The 18,081-nt window shown below is 65.8% G+C and carries 15 protein-coding genes; all 15 read right to left on the reverse strand.

Annotated features, from left to right (window positions below; genetic code table 11):
- Positions 1-107: 107 nt before the first annotated feature.
- The gene (locus tag H7688_RS10525) at positions 108-1,064 is read right to left on the reverse strand and encodes an aldo/keto reductase (protein ID WP_183361071.1); all 957 of its coding nucleotides are present in this window, start codon (positions 1,062-1,064) and stop codon (positions 108-110) included.
- On the reverse strand, positions 1,061-4,414 hold the full coding sequence (gene hemN / locus H7688_RS10530) for an oxygen-independent coproporphyrinogen III oxidase (protein ID WP_183361072.1): 3,354 nt from the start codon (positions 4,412-4,414) through the stop codon (positions 1,061-1,063). Before hemN ends, H7688_RS10525 begins: the two co-directional genes overlap by 4 nt.
- Positions 4,411-5,829, reverse strand: coding sequence for a B12-binding domain-containing radical SAM protein (locus H7688_RS10535; protein ID WP_183361073.1), 1,419 nt, complete (start codon positions 5,827-5,829; stop codon positions 4,411-4,413). The genes hemN and H7688_RS10535 overlap by 4 nt, the downstream gene beginning before the upstream one ends.
- Before the next feature lie 64 nt (positions 5,830-5,893).
- Positions 5,894-7,222: a B12-binding domain-containing radical SAM protein gene (locus tag H7688_RS10540; RefSeq protein ID WP_183361074.1), complete on the reverse strand. Its 1,329-nt coding sequence runs from the start codon at positions 7,220-7,222 to the stop codon at positions 5,894-5,896.
- Complete coding sequence (locus H7688_RS10545; RefSeq protein WP_183361075.1) at positions 7,216-7,920, reverse strand: cupin domain-containing protein; 705 nt, start codon at positions 7,918-7,920, stop codon at positions 7,216-7,218. Before H7688_RS10545 ends, H7688_RS10540 begins: the two co-directional genes overlap by 7 nt.
- Positions 7,913-8,851 carry a transketolase C-terminal domain-containing protein gene (locus tag H7688_RS10550; protein ID WP_183361076.1) on the reverse strand — a complete coding sequence of 313 codons (939 nt, stop codon included), beginning with the start codon at positions 8,849-8,851 and terminating at the stop codon, positions 7,913-7,915. The genes H7688_RS10545 and H7688_RS10550 overlap by 8 nt, the downstream gene beginning before the upstream one ends.
- Positions 8,839-9,717: a thiamine pyrophosphate-dependent enzyme gene (locus H7688_RS10555; protein ID WP_183361077.1), complete on the reverse strand. Its 879-nt coding sequence runs from the start codon at positions 9,715-9,717 to the stop codon at positions 8,839-8,841. The genes H7688_RS10550 and H7688_RS10555 overlap by 13 nt, the downstream gene beginning before the upstream one ends.
- Positions 9,714-10,244: a DJ-1/PfpI/YhbO family deglycase/protease gene (locus tag H7688_RS10560; protein ID WP_183361078.1), complete on the reverse strand. Its 531-nt coding sequence runs from the start codon at positions 10,242-10,244 to the stop codon at positions 9,714-9,716. The genes H7688_RS10555 and H7688_RS10560 overlap by 4 nt, the downstream gene beginning before the upstream one ends.
- Before the next feature lie 93 nt (positions 10,245-10,337).
- Positions 10,338-11,852, reverse strand: coding sequence for a UxaA family hydrolase (locus H7688_RS10565; protein WP_183361079.1), 1,515 nt, complete (start codon positions 11,850-11,852; stop codon positions 10,338-10,340).
- A 15-nt stretch (positions 11,853-11,867) separates the two neighbouring features.
- Positions 11,868-12,968 (reverse strand): GHMP family kinase ATP-binding protein, encoded by a 1,101-nt coding sequence (locus tag H7688_RS10570; RefSeq protein WP_183361080.1) that lies wholly within the window; start codon positions 12,966-12,968, stop codon positions 11,868-11,870.
- Complete coding sequence (locus H7688_RS10575) at positions 12,965-13,723, reverse strand: nucleotidyltransferase family protein (protein WP_198424486.1); 759 nt, start codon at positions 13,721-13,723, stop codon at positions 12,965-12,967. Before H7688_RS10575 ends, H7688_RS10570 begins: the two co-directional genes overlap by 4 nt.
- The gene (locus tag H7688_RS10580) at positions 13,723-14,661 is read right to left on the reverse strand and encodes an NAD-dependent epimerase/dehydratase family protein (protein WP_183361081.1); all 939 of its coding nucleotides are present in this window, start codon (positions 14,659-14,661) and stop codon (positions 13,723-13,725) included. Before H7688_RS10580 ends, H7688_RS10575 begins: the two co-directional genes overlap by 1 nt.
- A gap of 340 nt (positions 14,662-15,001) precedes the next feature.
- The gene (locus H7688_RS10585) at positions 15,002-15,946 is read right to left on the reverse strand and encodes a glycosyltransferase family 61 protein (protein WP_183361082.1); all 945 of its coding nucleotides are present in this window, start codon (positions 15,944-15,946) and stop codon (positions 15,002-15,004) included.
- Positions 15,947-16,111: 165 nt separating this feature from the next.
- The gene (locus H7688_RS10590) at positions 16,112-16,672 is read right to left on the reverse strand and encodes a class I SAM-dependent methyltransferase (RefSeq protein ID WP_183361083.1); all 561 of its coding nucleotides are present in this window, start codon (positions 16,670-16,672) and stop codon (positions 16,112-16,114) included.
- A 52-nt stretch (positions 16,673-16,724) separates the two neighbouring features.
- The gene (locus H7688_RS10595; RefSeq protein WP_183361084.1) at positions 16,725-17,945 is read right to left on the reverse strand and encodes a tetratricopeptide repeat protein; all 1,221 of its coding nucleotides are present in this window, start codon (positions 17,943-17,945) and stop codon (positions 16,725-16,727) included.
- Positions 17,946-18,081: the final 136 nt, after the last annotated feature.

Raw genomic sequence — 18,081 nt, forward strand, 5'->3', positions numbered from 1 at the left:
TCGGGGAATTTGCAAGGGGTGTGCCGGTTCTTGGATAGGGAAGGGGCGCGCCGCAGGAGGGGGCGCCCCTTTTAGGAGGTAGCGAGGGGGGCTGTGCGGGTTGTGTCTTACACGAAGAAGCGGTTCTCGGCGTAGATGGCGGCGAAACGCTCCAGCTCCGCCGGGGCGAAGGGACCGAGATCGCTGGCCGGGACGTTCTCCAGCACGTGCTCCTCGGTCAGCATCCCGGGGATGGTGGTGGAGACCTCGGCGAAGGAGAGGATGTAGCGCAGGGCGTTCTGGGCGTGGCTCAGCGCCCCCTCGCCCGCCAGCTGCGTGGCGAAGAGCTGGTAGGCCTTGGCCCAGCATGCGATCTGCTCGGGCTTCCAGAGGTTGCGGTGGTCTCCCGCCGCGTAGCTCTGGTTCTCGTACTTGCCGGTCAGGAACCCGAAGCAGAGCGGCGTGCGGGCGATGATCCCCGCCCCCGCCGCCCGGCAGGCGTCGAAGATGCCGAGCTCGATGCAGCGCTGGTCCACCAGGCTGAAGTTCACCTGCACCGATTTGAAGCCGAGCTCGCGCACCGCGGTGAGGCTGTCCTTGGGGGAGCGGGTGGAGATCCCCGCGACCCGGATCTTCCCTTCCTGTTCCAGCTGGCGCAGGGTGCTCAGCACCTCGCCGTCCGGAGTCAAGAGCTCGATGGCGGGGTCGTGCAGCTGGAACAGGTCGACGTAGTCGGTCTTCAGACGCCGCAGGCTCTGCTCCAGGGAGCGCCGGATATGGGCCGGGCTGAAGTCCTGCTTGCCGCTGAAGTCGAGGTACCCCACCTTGGTGGAGATGACGATCCGGTCGCGCACCGGGGCCAGGGTCTCCCCGATCAGCTCCTCGCTGTGCCCGTAGCCGTAGAGGGCGGCGGTGTCGTAGAAGGTGACCCCCAGGTCGAAGGCCTTTTTCAGCGCCCGTGCCGAGACCGCGTCGTCGGTGGGGCCGTAGGCGCGCGCGTCGCCGGTGGTGCCGCCGATCCCCCAGGCGCCGAAGCCGATTTCCGAGACCTGAAGCCCCGTGTCTCCCAGCCCGCGGTACCTCATGCCACCCTCCGTGCCGGCTGGATGGCGAAGCCCTGGCGCCGGGTGTCGAACACGCTCAGGATCAGCCCGGTGTAGTACCTCCCCAGTTCGCTGACCTCGAGCCGGGAGGCTGAGAGGCTGATAAGACCGTCAGCTTCCAGCACCTTGAGCTGTTCCAGCTCCTCGGCGAAGCTTTCCCGGAAGATCAGGGCGTGGCGGGCCTCCAAGCCGGCGAGGTCGAGGGAGAGCCGGCACCTGATCTCGTTGATGATCTCGGCACGCAGCAGGTCCTCGGAGGTTAACTGGTAGCCGCGGAAGATGGGGGGGAGGCCGGCGTCGATGGCCTTTTCGTACTCGTCCATCTCGTAGCTGTTCTGCACGTAGCAGTCGTCGTCGAGGAAGCTGGAGCTGCCAATCCCCACCCCGAGCACGTCGAGCCTGGGTACCGGCACGTAGCCCAGGGAGTTCCACTGCAGGGTCCCCGCCTGGGCGGCCCGGGCCAGGTCGTTCTCCGGTTTGGCGAAGTGGTCCGCCCCGATACGCTGGTAGCCGTGCTCCATAAGGCGCCGCACCCCCGCCAGGTACAGGGCGGTGCGGGTCTCCAGGTCCGGCAGGGTGTCGAGCGGCATCAGGTTCTGGTGGGCGCGCACCTCCGGGGCCAGGGTAAGGAACATCACCATGATGCGGTCCGGCGCCAGCTCGACCACGGTGTCGATGGTGCGCAGGAACGACGCCATGGTCTGGCGCGGCAGGCCGCAAAGCACGTCGAAGTTGACGCTCTTGAAGAGGGCGCGCACCTCGGGGGCCAGCAGCTCCTTCACCAGCGCCGGGGGCTGGATGCGGTTGATGGCGCGCTGCACGTCGGGGTCAAAATCCTGGATGCCCAGGGATAGGCGGCTGACACCCTGCGAGGCGTAGAAGGCCAGGTCGTCGGCGCTCACGCCGCGCGGGTCGATCTCCAGGGTGAACTCGTCGAGCTCTTCAAAGTCGATGAGCTCACGCAGCCGGGCCACCAGGGCGCCGAAGTCGGCGCGGGACAGGGCGGTCGGCGAGCCGCCGCCGATGTGGATGCGCCGGAAGTTCGGCTTGAGGCCGCGGCCCTGGAAGAAGGCGCCGACCTGGCCGATCTCGCGGTGCAGGTAGTCGAGGTAACGCGAGATGCGTTCCTGGTTGCTGCTGATGATGGTGTTGCACAGGCAGTAGAAACACTGCTTGGGGCAAAACGGCACGTGCACGTACATGAGCAGCGGGTTGGCCTCCGCGCGCCCCAGGCGGTCCAGGGTGTCGTACCACCCCTGGAGCGGGAAGGGGTTGTCCCAGACGCTCTTGTGCGGGTACTCGTTGTACATGAAACTGCCGTAGTTGAGGATGTTGATCCCGTATTTTTCGTGAACTGCTGCGTAGCAGGCTGCTTCCGTGGCCGGCATGGCGACCTCCTGTGCTGACGTTTGGTTGTCGACGCCGTACAAGTAGGCGCCTTTCTTGTTGCCGTACCAGACCACTGCCCTGAACCACTGCTCCCAGCTGGTCCAGCGCTGGGCCGAGCGGTCGATGCGGTAGCGCCGGGTACCCGCAACGGGGTGGCACTCTGCGCCGGAGAGCACCGAGCGGTACAGCTCCCAGACGTTGTGCCCCAGGGTGATCACGCAGTCCTCGCTGACGAAGGGCTGTTTCACCAGCTGGCGGTTCAGTGCCAGGGCCTCGGTCAGAAGTGCCGGGTCGCACCCGGTTTCCCGGGTCAAAAGCGCCTCGGCCTCCCGGTAGAACTGGTCCAGCTTCCCCTCCACGCTGAGCTTTATGAAGAGGTACTCGTCCTGCGGCCAGAAGATCCCCAGCCACTCGGGCGCGTGCAGGAACTCGCGCCCCCCCTGCTGGATGTCCCGGGCGCACGCCTCGAAGAAGGCGTTGATGCCGTGTATGATCGGGTAGCGCCCGGCATCGGCGGCCATGAAGAGCTCGATGAGGCGGCTGAAGCCGGTACCCTCGAGCTTGCCGACCAGCGCCAGGGGGATCTGCAAAAGCTTGTCGAAGTAGAGCAGCGAGGCCATCCAGGAGTAGGCCCGGGTCCGCACCCACTCCTCGCGCGGCAGGCTCGCCGTCGCGATCACCAGCTCCTGGCTCTCCTGTACCTCGCCGGGGGCCTGCTCCAGCATCCCGTGGATGTTGACCAGCGGCGTGCGCACCGTCTCGATGCCGTGCTCGGCGCGGTAGGCCGGCTCGGACATCGGGGCGTTGGCCAGGATGGAGAGGTTGATGAACTGGATCCGGTGGTGCTGGCCGTGCCTGACGATCTGGTCGATTCCTGCCGTGAAGCTCGCGTAGCTCTCGCCGGGGAGCCCCAGGATGATGTCGGTGAAGGTCTCCACCTTGTCGCGGCTGAAGCGCTGCTGCAGTTCCTGGAACACCTCGACCGGGATGTTCTTGCGCCCGATCTTCGCCAGGGTCTCGGGGTGCACGCTCTGCAGGGCGAGGTTCACCCCCTTGTTGAGGCCGGAGGCGGAGAGCACCCGCTGGATCTCGTAGGAGGTCTCCGCGCTGGTCTTGGTGTTCTGCACCGAGAGCGCCATCGGGTAGCCGCTTTGCTCCTTCTGGCGGGCCACCGAGCGGGTGATCTCCAGGTCGCGCGGCAAGAGCCCGAAGTTTGCGTCGCAGCAGAAGACGAACTCGATCCGCTTGGCGGCGAACCAGGCGATCTCCCGGTCCAGGCGCTCCTGCTCGAAGCAGAACAGCTCGGACTTGGTGGCGGAGCCCCAGTAGCAGTAGGCGCAGGAGAAGGGGCAGCCCCGGTTGGTCTCCCACAAGGCCAGCCACTGGTGGCCCCGGTCCTCGCGCAGGAGCGGCTCGAAGACCCCGGAGAGGTAGGGGGAGGGGAGCCGGTTCAGGTCCTTGATGCGCTCCTGGACCGGGGTGTGGCGGAACTCCCCGCCCGCGAGGTAGCTCAGGCCCGGGATGCCGTCCCAGGCGCGGCTCTCCACGCGGTTCAGGATCTCGGTGAAGACCACCTCCCCCTCGCCGTGGCAGATCAGGTCGATGTAGGGGTGCTCCCTTAGAAACGGCTCGGCGTGGTCCGGGACCTGCGGCCCCCCCAGTACCACCAGGCGCCCCGGGTCGGCCGCCTTCAGCTGGCGCGCGAGCTCCACCGAAAAGGCGGCGTTCCAGGCGTAACAGCTGATCCCCACCACGGCGGCCGGCTCCAGGTGCCTGAGCGCCTCGGCCATCGGGATGCGGCGGTACAGCGGGGTGAGAAACGAGACTTCCGCGGCGCGCGGCGAGTGCTCCTGGAAGTAGGCCTGCAAAAGACCCACTGAGTAGGGGAGGTAGCAGGCGTCGGAGAAGCTGTTGTTGATCTGGACCAAGCCGACGGTGGTCATGCCGCCACCTGTTTGATGGTGGCGCGCCGGCTGGCCTGCTCGGCGATGAGTGCCTCGCAGCGGGTGCGGAACTCGCGCAGCTCCTCCAAGGTAAGCGCGTAGGGCTTGATGAAGAAGGTGCTGTAGTTGGCGACGTAGAGCTCGCTCGAGCGGTAGAAATTGTCCACGTCCAGTCCGTCGACCAACAGGTTGTCCCGGACCGCCTGCTGGAAGATCGGGGTGGAGGGGAAGGGGACCATGTTCATCAGGTGGATCTTGTCCACGTCGATGTCGCGGATCATGGTGTAGGTCTCTTCCAGGGTCTCCCGGGTCTCCTCGGGGCTGCCGATCACGAAGAAGGCCTTGACGTACATGTCGGGGTAGCTCTTGGAGAGGCGCACCGCCTCGAAGATCTTCTCTCGGGAGGTGTTCTTGCGCATCACCTGGTTACGGATGTAGTCCGAGCCGCTTTCGATGGCGAGCGAGATGCGCACCAGCCCCGCCGCTGCCAGGGCAGCCATGACCTCGGCGTCCAGTGTGTTGACGCTCAGCCCGTTGGGGGTCTCGAACTGGATGGCGAGGCCGCGCCTGACGATCTCGTTGCAGATCTCGATGGTGCGCCGCTTGCTGAGCGAGAAGTTGTCGTCCATGAAGGAGAAGTGGCGCTGCCCGAAGCGGTGGTAGACCTCTTCGATCTCGTCCACCACGTTCCTCGCCGAGCGGGGGCGCCAGGCCGGCCCCATGGCCTTGAACATGGAGCAGAAGGGACACTTGTGCGGGCAGCTGCGGCTGGAGATGATGGGGACCGAGGTGTTGATCGGCAGCCGGCGCGGGTTGTGCCAGAGGTCGGTGTCGACGTGGTAGTCCTCGATGTCGATCAGCTCGTAGGCCGGAAACGGCAGCGCGTCCAGGTCCTCGATGTAGCCTTTCTTCTCGTTCACCAGGACGCTCTCACCTGCGCGGTAGGCAAAACCGTCGATCCGGCCGAAGTCCCGGGGCTCGCGCCCCTCCAGCATGCGCACCAGCTGGGCCGTGCTCTGCTCCCCTTCGGCGAGGACGATCCAGTCGAGCTCGGGGCAGTTGGCGAGGATCTCGGCGGGGTAGATGGTGGGGTGGATGCCGCCTAAGAGGATGGGGGTCTGGGGGCGGACCTCCTTGCACCGGCGCGCGTACCCCAGGATGTCCTGGAAGTTGCCGGAAAAGAGGCAGCCAAAGCCGATCAGGTCGGGCTCGAAGGCGCGCAGCCGCTCCTCGAGAAGCGACTCGTAGCTGCCGGGGCGCCCCCTGCGGGAATCGAAGGTCTTCAGGTCGAGGAGCTCGACCTGGTTGCCGTCGGCGCTGAGCGACGAGGCGATGTAGAGCAGGCCCGAGGGGAGGTAGAACTCCCTGTTGTGGTAGTAGCTCGGTACCGGAGGGTTAACCAGAAGAACGTTCATAGTGCGGCCTCAAATGCGTGAGGGGCGAGCGGGGTCGCCCTCGTGTCGTCGCTGCGGTGGGGCGCTACTTGACGGGGCCCCTGCCGCTTGCCTTGATGCGATCCTGCAGCTCCAGGTAGTTCCCCACGATCTCGCGTGCCGTGAAGCCGCGCCCCCAGGGGGTGGTTTCCTGGTACTCGAAGGTGAGGTCCGGGGTCTCGGCGTCGTAGCGGCCGTACATGTGCATGGTCTTGCTCCAGTCGCTGGAGACCCGCTTGATGCCGAAGCGTTCCGGGTTGGTGTAGACCTCGGTGCCGGGGCGCAGGGTGAAGACGGAGAGGTAGACGGATTCCGGGTCGGTCTCCTCGATGAAGTCCCAGGTCTGCTGGACGATGTCCTCCGGCTCGCCGGGGAGCCCGAGGATCATGTAGATGCGGCACTCGATCCCCGCCTCCTTCAAGAGCCGGATCGACTCGCGGGTCTTGGCCACGTTGATCCGCTTGCTGATCAGGTCCAGGGAACGCTGCGAGACGCTCTCCACCCCCATCGCCATGGTGACGCACCCCGCCTCCCGGGCCAGTTTGGCGATCTCCGGGGTGATGCCGTCCACCCGGCACTGGGCGCGCCAGACGATGCCGGTGCGGCCGATCGCCTCCAGGTGCGCGACGGCCTGGGCGCGCGGCAGCGGGATGGAGATCTCGTCCAAAAGGCTGATCCCCTCGACGCCGTACTCCTTCTTGAGGTACTCGATCTCCTCTTCCACGAATTCCGGCTTGCGGTAGCGCACCCCCGGCGCGTACTCGCGCACCTCGGGGATGGCGCAGAACCGGCAGTCGTAGGGGCAGCCGCGGCTGAAGATCACCGTGGTGGACCTGAGCTTCTCGTAGCCCGGGGTGTTCTTGAGCGAGACGAGCCCGGGACGGGCCACCGCGGAGGCGGGGAGGAAGTGGCGCCGCGGGAAGGGGTACTCGTTGATGTCGATCAGTGCGCGCTGCTCGTAGACCTTTTTGAGCGAGCCCCGCTCCAGGTCCTCCAGCGCCTCTACCAGGCAGCGCTCGCCGTCCCCCAGGACCAGGGCGTCGAACACCTTGAGGGACTCCTCGCGGAAGGTGACCGCGTGGGGGCCACCGGCGATGTGCTTTGCCTCGGGGAAGCGCCGGCGCAGGGTCTCGACCGTCTCCAGTTGCTCGGCGTAGTCCAGGGTGTAGACCGAGTGCAGGTAGACGTCGCAGGCCGGGATGTGGTACTGGGCGAACTCCCGCTTGATCCCCCTGAGGTCGATGAGCGAGACCTGCACCCGGGCGCCGAAGTGCCATTCGAGCACGGTCAGGAGCTGGAAGTGGGAGTGGGGGTCGCCACGGAAGGGGTCGAAGAGGTAGTCGCTGCTCGGGAGCAGGAAGCCGACAGTTAGCATGAGGCGCATTCCTTGAGGCTGTCGAAAGCTTGACACTTCCGTACCGTCATAAGAGTGACTCCTTCGGGAGCCCTGAAGGTTTCGGCCAGCCGGTTGAAGGTGGCGATGGTGACCACGTCGCCGGGACTGACGATCGGCTCGTTGTTCTTGCTCACCAGGCCGCCGTCCAGCACCAGGATGATCTCCGCGGGGTCACGCTCCTTGAGGAGGGCAACCTCCTCGATTTTCTCCAGGGTGAGCTCGGTGTCGTGGATCCGGTAGCTGGCGGGGCGGCCGGCTGCCGGTTCGCTCAGGGTCACGCAGTCCTCGGTCATGGGGACCACGCAGTCCGCCCCCTCGTAGGGCTGCTCCTTGCGCCCGTAGGGGTCATCAAGGCGCACCAGGTTCTCCTTGTCCGGCGGGCTCTCCACCTCGATGACATGGATACCCTCCGGGGAGAGCGCCCGCGTCGAGTGGAAGAGTCCCTCGCGCAGCATGAGTTTGGAAAGCCCGTTCAACTTTGTGGAATCGTTGAGGAATGAGACCTCTGCCTCGCCGGAGAGCAGGATGTAGCCGGTCTTCTTGTCCGGGTGGCAGTGCAGCGAGGTCTGCCGACCGTGGGCGATGTGCAGGTACCAGATACCGATCTTCGAGCTCTCGTACATGAGGTATTCGTAGCCCCACGGCTTGGTGACGATTCCGTTTTCGTAGTCAGACATGTCCGCCTCCGGTGGATTGAGCGCCCCGGGCGCCTTTCTTGACGATCTGGCGTACCCGCTCCGCGATGCGGGCGGCGTCGGGGAGCCGGTTCTGCAGCGGCTGGCACAGGCACTTGGTGGCATCTTCCAGCCCCAGTGCCGCCACCGGCAGGCCCGTCTCCTGGGAGAGTTCGTAGGCCAGGGCCTGCGCCGCCCCGGCGATGCTGTAGCCGGGGTCGATCACCAGTCCGCGCCCGGAACAAAGCAAGGGGTGTGCCACCCTCTGGTCGACCCGGAACGGTTTGAGCCACAGGATGTGCACCACGTTGCAGCGGATCCCTTCGGCTGCCAGAAGCTCCGCCGCCTTGACCGCCTCGAAGCGGGTCGCCGAAACCGGGTAGAGGGTGATGTCGGCATCGGGGATTAGGAGGTCCGGCAGTTCGTTGCAGTTCTGGAAGCTCGCCCGGTGCTCGCTCACCAGCATCGGGTCGTCTCCTGTCAGGTACTCCTGCCAGATGCTGCGGTACTCGCCGGGGGTCATGGGAGAGCAGACCTTGAAGCCGGGGAAGTGCATGAACATGCTGTGCACCACCCCCGAGTGCACCGGGCCGATGCCGTCGGCGCCGATGGCCCGCACGAAGACCGGGGCCGGCCTGCCGTGCAGCTCCTTGCTCTTGGCCGCGTAGTTGATGAGGGGGCTGCCGTTTAACAGGAGGAAGTCCTGGAAGCGGATCACGAAGATGGGGCGCCGCCCCACCAGGGCTGCGCCGACCGCGAAACCCGCACCCGCCACGTCGGTCATGGGGAGCTCCACGATCCCCTGGCAGTCGGGCACCGTGTTGTTGACCCACCCAACCGCCGAGATGGACTGCCCCAGCAAGAGCCCGCCGTTTTGTTCCAGGTGCTCCCGGCTCAGTTCACGTATGGTGTCGGCGACTGTTACTCGTTCCATAGACGCTCCATCTCCTGCTGGGCCTGCCGTTCGATCTCCTGCCGCTCGGCTCCCAGCCCCAGCCGGTCCAGTTCGGCCTGGACCAGGGCCAACCGGTCCCACTCGGGGGGGCCGTCGCACCCCACCCCGACATGCCACTGGCGGCGGCAGGTCCGGATGTTGAGCACCGCGGGGAGCTCCCCCTTGAGCTCCCGGACCGCCTGCACCACGCTCCAGGGGTCGTCGGCCAGGTCGCGCACCGGCAGCCCCAGCCCCTTGGCCATCTGGGTGAATTCCCAGCTGCGCCGGGTGCTCGTGGGGGTAAGGATGGAGAGGTCGTTGTCCTCGCAGACAAAAAGGATCGGGAGCCGGTGGGTCAGCGCGAAGCCGAGCGAGGGGTAGATGTAATCCTCCTCGGCCGAGCCGTCGCCGAAGACCGCGATGGTCTTCTTCTGGTTGCCGAAGGCGGCGCCCACGGCCAGCGGCACGTTTTCGCCGATCAGCCCGTGGTGCCCGAACATGGCGAGGCGCTCGTCGTGGTGCTGCAGGCAGTTCGAGCCGGCGCGGCCGCCGCTGGAGCCGGAAGGACGCCCCAGAAGCTCGTCGCGCAGCTTTTCGGGGGGGCCGCCGAAGGCGATGAAGTAGCCGTGGCAGCGGTGCTGGGTGAAGAGCTGCGCGCCGGGCAGGGCGGCGGCCAGCGCGGCGGGCCCGGCTTCCTGCCCGAGCGAGAGGTAGACCTGGTAGTTGGTCAGCCCGCTCTTGACCGCGTCGATGACCTGGCTGTCAAAGAAGTGACTCCGGCAGATGCTCTCGTAGAGGGCAAGGGTCTCCGCCTTGCTGAAGCTGCCGCTGGCGTCGGGGCGCACCCCGTAGTCGGCCCGTCTCATTTCCCGCAACCGCAGTCCGGGAAGAGCGAGAGCACCCCTTTCATGAAGTCGTGGTTGTTGTTGTAGTGGGGGGAGGTGACCAGGTTGCGGTCGATGACCAGCGGCTCCTTGTGCTGGTAGTCGGCGCCCGAGTTGCGCACGTCGGCCTCGATGCTCCAGTAGGCGGTCATGCGGCGCCCGCGGGTGATCCCCGCGGAGATCAGGATCCAGGGGCCGTGGCAGATGGCCGCAACCACCTTGCCGGCGGTATCCATCTGGCGCACGAACTCCAGCACCTCGGGGATAAGGCGCACCCGGTCCGGGGCCTCGAACCCGCCGGGCAAGAGCACCAGGTCGTAGTCCTTGGCGTCGAGTCCCTCGGTGGGGCGGTTGGGGCGGGCCGGGACCCCGAACTTGCCGGTAACCGGCGCCTGGTCCTTGGTGGCCACGTCGACCTGGAAGCCGGCCTCGATGAGCCGGTAGTAGGGGTAGACGAATTCCTCGTCCTGGAAACCCTGGGCGGTGATGATCACTGCTCGTTTCTGCATGGGATGCTCCTTTGATGGAAAAGGGTCAGGGACCCGACATAGGATGCTGCCATTGAAGTGCTGCAGGTCCCGGCGTGCCGGCCGGGGCGGGGCCTACAGGGAAAGCTTGCCGGCGCTCCAGATCTGGAACTGGTGCTGCCCGTTGTGCTCGGCCTTGGTAGGTTGGCCGGAGGCGACAGCGATCAGCTGGTCGAGCAGCCGGTCGGCCAAAAGCTCCCGTTCGCTTGTCGGGTCCTCGGCGCTCAGGATGCTCCCCGCGTCGAAGTCGATGTCGTCGGGCATGCGTCGGGCGAGGGCGCTCTGCGAGGAGATCTTGATGACCGGGACCAGGGCGCAGCCGGTGCCGGTGCCCCGTCCGGTCGAGAAGAGGATCAGGTTGGCGCCGCTGGCCGCGAGGCCGGTCACCGATTCGGGGTCGTTGCCAGGCCCCTGCATGAGGTGCAGGCCCGGTTTGTCGCAGCGTTCGCCGTAGTCGAGGACCCCGGTGATCGGGCCGGAGCCCCCCTTCACCACGGCGCCCAGGCTCTTGATGTACGGGTTGATCAGGCCGCCCGCCTTGTTTTCCGGGACCAGGTTGTGGTCCAGTACGGTGCCCAGGCGGGAGGCCACCTCGCGGTACCACCCCATGAGCCGTTGGAACTTGTCGACCAGTTCGGGGCGCTGCATGCGCGGGAACAATACCTGTTCCGCCCCGACCATCTCCGGAAATTCGCTGATGATGGCGCTGCCCCCCGCGGCGATGACCCGGTCCACGGCGCCGCCGATGACCCGGTTGGCGGTGACCCCCGAGAAGGCGTCCGAGGCGCCGCACTCCCCGGCCAGGACCAGTCGCTCCAGCGGACACGGGGTGCGGCGCGCCGAAGCGACCTCGGGGAGCCGCTCCTCGATAAGGGCACGCCCTTGGGCGATGGTGGCGGGGGTGCCCAGCTGTTGGATGGTGAGCCACTCCACCGGTTTGCCGGCGCACCCGGAAGGGATGACCCCCTTGAGCACCGCGGCGTTACTCTGTTCGCAGCCGAGGTCGACCACCAGCGCGCCCCCTACGTTGGGGTGCGCGATCATCTCCTTGAGTACGTGCAACAGCCGGTCGATCTGCAGCCCCGCCGCGCAGCCGCACCCCTCGGTGTGGGGGAGGGCGAGTACCGCGTCGATCCCTTGGGGTGCGCTCCGGAACGGCTCGGCAATCTGCACCGCCACCTGGCTGGCGCACATCGAGGTGGGGATCACGATGTAGTAGTTGCGGGTGCCGTAGCGCCCGTCGGCGCGCCGGTACCCCTGGAAGCTTTTGCCGGTCAAGGGGGGGAGGGTGACGCTGGCGGTCCCGGCAGCCGCACTGCAGGGGGGGATCTCGGCGCGGGTGTTACCGCCGTGCACCGCCTGGCCGCGGGCGATGCCGCAGGAGGTGGCAAAGGGGAACCCGTACTGGTACAGGTAACTGCCGCCGGGGAGGTCGCACAGGGCGATCCGCTCGCCGGGGAGAACCTCCTCCGGGAGCACCAGCTCCCCCTCGGGGGTCTCGAGCCGGGTGCCGGCCGGGGCGGGGACCTTGACCAGGGCGACGTTGTCCGCCTCCGGTGCCACGATGAGGGCTATCTCTTCGAGTCGCATGGCGCTTTGGTCCGCTTAAGCGCTCGCCGCCACTGCGCGTTGCGGCTTGTCAGGAAAGCCGGCGTGGCTCAACTCTCGAAAGGGCGCGATGACCTGGCCACCCCGAACCTGCTCCGCATGGGAGAAATCCTCCTCGTGCTGGAAGTAGATGATCTGGCTGCCGGTGTAATCGAAAGAGAAGGGGACGTGGATCAGCGTGTTCAGCGCTTCCTTGATCTTCTGGTGCAGCTCTGGGGGGGCGAACAGGAGGAGGAACCCGCCGCCACCGGCGCCGGTGATCTTGCCACCGACCGCACCGGCCCTGCGGGCCGCCTCGTAGAGCCCGTCGACCTCGCTGTTGGAGACACTCGAGCTCATGCTCCTTTTGGAGAGCCAGGCCTCGTGCATCAACTCGCCGAACCCCTCGATGTCGTGGTGGCTGTTCAGCACCGAGAGCCCCTCGTCGACCAGGTCCTTCATGATGCGCAGCTGCCGCTTGCGTCCCTCCAGATCGTGCACGTAGCTGTCGGCCACCGAGGCCGCAGTCCGCTTGATCCCGGTGTAGAAAAGCATCAGGTGGGAGTTCAGCTCGCGCACCCGCTCCGGGGTGGTGATCACCGGGCGCACCGAGATCTCCCGGTTGGGCTGGAACTGGATCAGGTTGAACCCGCCGTAGGCGGCGAGGGTCTGGTCCTGGGAACCGACGGTCTCCCGGATCATGTTCTGTTCGATGTGGATGCTCTTCATGGCCAGTTCCTGCTTGGTGGCCATGACACCCTTGAGCGCGTAGAGCGCGTTGAGCAGCCCCACCGTGAAGGCCGAGCTGGAGCCCATGCCGGAACGCGCCGGCAGGTCGCCGTCGTGGTGCACCTCGACACCGCGGTCGATCTCCATGAAGCGCAGCACCTCCCGGAAGGCTGGGTGCTGGATCTCGTCAAGATGCTTGCAGCTTTCGATGTTGGAATAGACGATGCGGTGCTTGTGCTCGAAAAAGGGGGGGAGGTACCGGCAGGTGATGTAGCAGTACTTGTCGATGGTCGTCGCCAGGACGGAGCCGCCGTGCTTCAGGTACCAGGCCGGGTAGTCGGTGCCGCCGCCAAAGAACGAGATGCGATACGGAGTTCTGCTGATGATCATTGCGCGTGCTCCCTTTGCCACGTTGTGTAAGCTCCGGCGCCAGCGGCGCAGAAGAAAGCCCCGACTTCACGGTACGACTCGGGGGTGCCTATGTCGATGAACCGCCTGCCCAGGTTGAAACCGTAGAACCCTTGGCCGACCAGGAAGGGGAAGACCTCGCGCTCCAGGGAGAGCTCCCGTCCCTCGGGAAGCGCGGCGATCAGGTCGCGCCCGAGCAGGTAGACCCCGGCGTTGATGGTCCCGCAGCCGCTGTGACCCCCCTTTTCGCTGAAGCCCAGGATCGCTCCGGCCTGGTCGGTCTGCACCGAGCCGTAGCGCCCCACCTCGGGCACCTCGGTGAGCAGCAGCGAGGCTTTTGCCCCGCTGCTGCGGTGCAGCTGGGTGAAGCTTCCCAGGTCGGCTTCCACGAAGGAGTCGCCGTTTAACACCAAAAGCTCCTCGTGGCGCATTTTGCCAAGCGCGTAGCGCAGCGCGCCCCCGGTGCCCAGGGGTGCGGGTTCGGCGCTGTAGCCGACCGAAAGGGTGCCGTGGCGCGTCCCGATGCTGGCCTCGACCTCGGCGCTGCGGTACCCGGTGCAGATCAGCACCTCGGTAAGCCCGGCCCGTTCCAGCTGGTCCAGCACGAACCGGAGGTAGGGTCGCCCCAGTACCGGCGCCAGCACCTTGGGGAGTTCGCCGGTCACGCTTCTCAGCCTGGTGCCCAGGCCGCCGGCCAGGACCACCGCGGTGGTATGCGACAAGGGGGAACGTCCCATCAGATGTTCTTGCGCATGCCGCGCCCGAAGAGCCGGTAGCCCTTGATCAGCTCCTGGATGCCGAAGTCGAGCGAGCGTCTTGCCTCGAACCCCGCCTGGCGCAGTCGATCGTTGGAGACGATGTAGTTGCGCTGGTCCGGGTCGCTGCCGATCTCGGAGCAGACGATGTGGAACTGGGGGAGGTGCTCCTTGATCTTCAGGGCGAGCTCCTCCTTGGAGAGGTTGGCCGCGTCGAGCCCCGCGTTGTAGGGGCGCCCCACCATGGCCGGGCCGTTCTCCAGGCAGTGCAGGAAGCAGTCTGCGATATCCCGGATGTGGATGTAGTTCCGTTTGAAGTCCTTCTCGAACAGGACGATGTAGCGGTCGGTGAGCGCGGCATAGACGAAGTGGTTCACCAGGAGGTCGAGCCGCATGCGCGGCGAGGTGCCAAAGACGGTGGCGAGCCTCAGGGTGATCGAGTTGGGGGAGTTCAGCACCTCGGCCTCGGCCTCGGTCTTGGTCTGCCCGTAGAGGGTGATCGGCTCGAGCGGAGTCTCCTCGGTGCAGTAGATCTCGCCGCTCTTGGTGCCGTAGCCCGAGTTGGTGGTGGGGTAGACCATGAGCTGGGAGGGGCTGCGCAGCCGGTTCAGCATGCGGATCGCGTCCAGGTTCACCGAGGTGGCCATCAGCGGGTCACGGTCGCAGGCCGGAGCCCCGACGATGGCGGCCAGCGGGATGATGGCGTCGGCCTTGGCAACCAACCGCGTCATGAGCGCCTCGTCGCGGGCGTCGCCCTGCACGAAGTCGAAGTCGGGGTTGGCGCAGAGGTGGAACAGGCTCTGCTCGCCGTAGAGCAGGTTGTCGAGTGCGGTCACCTGGTAGCCGCGGGCCAAGAGGTGTTCGCAGAGTACGGAACCGAGGTAGCCGGCGCCGCCGGTAACCAGAATGCGGTTGGACATCACGTTTCTCCCGGAAGAAGTCTGCGGTTAATAAGTGCCTGCTCTCGAGCTAACACATTAAAACCGCGTGGCATCTCCGGGGAAAGCAATAGACATGCCAGTGTGGAGGATCCCCGGGCTGTGGGGAGCCGTGTGGTGCCGGCAGGTGGTGCTCCGATGCAAGCTTTGGATAATAAAGGGACTTTGGCTCGTTCTGGAGGAAAACGAGCGCTTGTGGAAAGAGGGGGGGGAGTCCGGGATGGGTAGATCGGGGGGATGGCGGTTTTTTGGATGACAGCGTCGCGGGTTCAAAGTATTGACACGCGTCAATTACCTTGGGAAATGCGGGGCCGAGAGGCTTTCAACTGCGACGGTCGTTTGACGGGGCGCGGTGCAGCAGTTCGCGGGACAGGGTCATCTCGATCATCTCGGGGTAGGCCTCGATGTCCTGACTGTAGGGGTAGCCGGTGTGCAGGCAGCAGCTGGTGAGCTGGTAGTAGCGGTGCCCGAGCTTCTGGCAGGTCGGCACCTGGCAGGGGTTCACATAGCTGGGGGCGAACAGCTCGAGGACCAGGGCTCCCGCCGTCATGAAGGCGGTGTGGGTCATGCCGGCGCCATGGGGGGTGACCAGCGCCGAGGCGTTGCAGGTGTAGCGCAGCTGCTCCTCGAGGGTGAGGTGCTCCATGTGCAGCGTCAGGAAGCCGTACTTCTCGAGCACTTCCTGCAGCTGCTCTTCGTTGATCACCCTGCGCGGGTTTTGAGGCCGGCCGTTGCGGGAGACGTAGAGCCGGTAGTCGAGACCCGGTTCGACGAACCTCTCGCGCAAAAGGGACCTGAGGGTCAGGACCGCGTCCAGGTTCTCCGGCCGGTGGCCGCGTTTTTTCCCGGGGAGGTACATGCACTCGAGATGGTAGTCGCTGCCGTCGTCCTGGTAGATCCGCTCGGCAGGGATGCCGAGGTACTTCAGGGTGTCCACCGCAAAGGGGAGCGCCGGGATCAGGTAGTTGCCGGCAAACCCCATGCGGTGCGCGGTCAGGGCGGCGGGAAGTGCCTCGTAGATCCAGTGCCAGAAGTTGCCGCTCCAGTCCCCGTAGAGCGGCAGCGTCACTCCGGGAATGCCGGTAAGCGCGGAGCTTTGGTGCCCGGAGAGCCACAGGCGCAGTTGCTCGTCGGGGAAGTTGGTGAAGCGGTTGATGATCCGTTCCCCCTGCAACGGGATTCCCTCGCGGCCGTAGAGGAAGACGTCGCGAAAGTACCGCGCATCGTCAGCGTTTTGCGAGTGGGCATCGATTACCGGGAAGGGCATGGTCTGAGTACCTGTGTCCGAGGAAGTCTGGATCCCTGCCTAACGGGGGGCGGGAGAACTGCACCGTGTGCTTCTGCATCGGGTGTGCCAGATTTTTCGTTAAGAAGGGGCGGTGCAGGGGGCGGCCGGGAACCGCAGTCGCGACGGCACGGGTGGCAGCGGGTTTCAGGGCGCGGACTTGTCGACCGTGAGGGTCATTTCCAGCATTTCGATCACGTTGTTGTGGTTGAGGACCGCCTCGAGGAGTTCCTCGGTGCTGATGGCGCCGCTGGCCCGGCGCGCTTTCCAGCGTGCGTCGAAGTGGTAGATGATGTCGGTGAGCTCGAAGTTGACCTCCCACTCGAGGGCGAGGCAGGAGTTGGAGGCGCCGGCCCGCAAGAACTCCAGGTTCTTGGCGCGGGACAGGAGGTAGAGGGTCTCTTCGGAAATGGGACGCACGTGGGTGGGATCGCTCAGGAAGGTGTCGTGCTTGGGATGTGGAACCACCAGGTGGATCTGGGCACGGTCGCAGCAGACGCGATACAGCTCCTGGATGATCCTGCGGAAGATCTCCGGGTCCCGCCCGAGGTGCTCGAGGACATGGATCATCAGGACCTTGGAGACCGAGTTGTCCGGCCAGGGCCAGGGAAAGGTCTCCAGATCGTGCCGCAGGTCCGGCTTTCCGAACCGGTCCACGTTGAGGTACCCCGGCAGGGGGCGCAGTCCGCATCCGAGATTCAACCACATGGCTTACGCCCGCCTTTCCAGCGCAGTGCCACCCCTTTGTCTGCCAGGCATCCTAGAAGACATCGGAGGCTGCGCCATCGTACTGGTCTGCCGTCGGATCCATGGTTTTTCCCTTGGAATCCTTGCCGGCGAACTTGAAGACCATGTGCGAGGGGTCGATGGTGGCGTCGCCGGTCGAGTTCTGGGTCAGGAGGAAGGTCACCGTCGCCTGGCGCTGGTTCGGGTCGTAACTCACGCTCACCGGGTTTTGGGGGATGTAGGCCTCGGTCGGGAGCACCGGTTGCAGGTTGTTGTAGTACCCGGCAGCGCCTCCGCTCGCCTTGGTGATGGTCCAGTTCCGGGTATCCTGCACCGAAGTGCCGTCCATGTCTGAATCGAAGGAGAAGGTAAAGGTGAAGAGCTTTGAATTGTTGGGGGTGCCGGTGTTGCTGTCGACACCCAAAAGGCCGAAGAGGCTGGTGCCGGGGCCCAGGGCGCTGGGGAAGCTGTCGGCGTCTCCGCCGCCGCCGGCGACGAACTTCGGCTTGGCGACGATCGCCTTCAAGAGCGCACCCTGGGTGCTGTTGAGCGCCGTCAAACGTTCGACTTCCAGGTTGGCGTTGGCGGTATCGCCCAGGGCGGCGTAGGCGGTCCCCAGTTCGAGGTGCGCCGCGGCCATCTTCGGCTTCAGGGCCACTGCCTGCTTCAAGACGGTCACCGCCTCCGCGGACTTCCCTTCCTTGTTGTAGGTGGCACCCAGGGCGTAGAGCGGGTTGGCGTCGTGGGGCGCCATCCGGATCACCTTCTTGAACTGGGCCTCCGCATCGCTGTAGCGCGCCTGTTGCTGGTACATCTGCCCCAGGGTGTAGGGGGCCACCGTGTCCTGGGGATTGAGCTTGATGGACTGTTTGAACTGCTTCTCGGCGTCGTTGTACTTCTTCTGCTGCAGGTAGATGTTGCCGAGGGCCAGGTTGACGGTGTCCTGTTGCGGGTCGAGGGCCAGGGAGTTCTTGTAGGTCTTGATGGCTTCGGCGTACTTTTTCTGTGCCTCGAAGGTCTTGGCCAGGTAGTTGGTGGCCTGGGTGCTCGAAGGGTCCATGGCCAAGGAGCGCTGGATCTCCTTCTGGGCCCGGGTGTAATCCTTTTTCTGGTAGAAGGCCAGGCCGCTACTTAACGCGCTCTTCGCAAGGTTGGACATCTGGCTCGACTGGGTCGAGAGGGTGGTGTAGATGTCGTAGGCGGAGGCCTTTTCACTGGTGCTGGTAGTGGTGGCGCCATCGAGCAGGGAAGCCATAGTCGTTCTCCAATCGTGCAGGCAGTCGGAGTGGTGCAGTCAACGTTTCGGCTCGAGGCCGTGACAACTTGAGTGAAAAATGCGGCCGCCACCGGCAGGCGCAGACCGCGGCGCCGCTACCCGGACGGGAGGCGGC

Source organism: Geomonas limicola (genome assembly GCF_014193675.1).
GTDB lineage: Bacteria > Desulfobacterota > Desulfuromonadia > Geobacterales > Geobacteraceae > Geomonas > Geomonas limicola.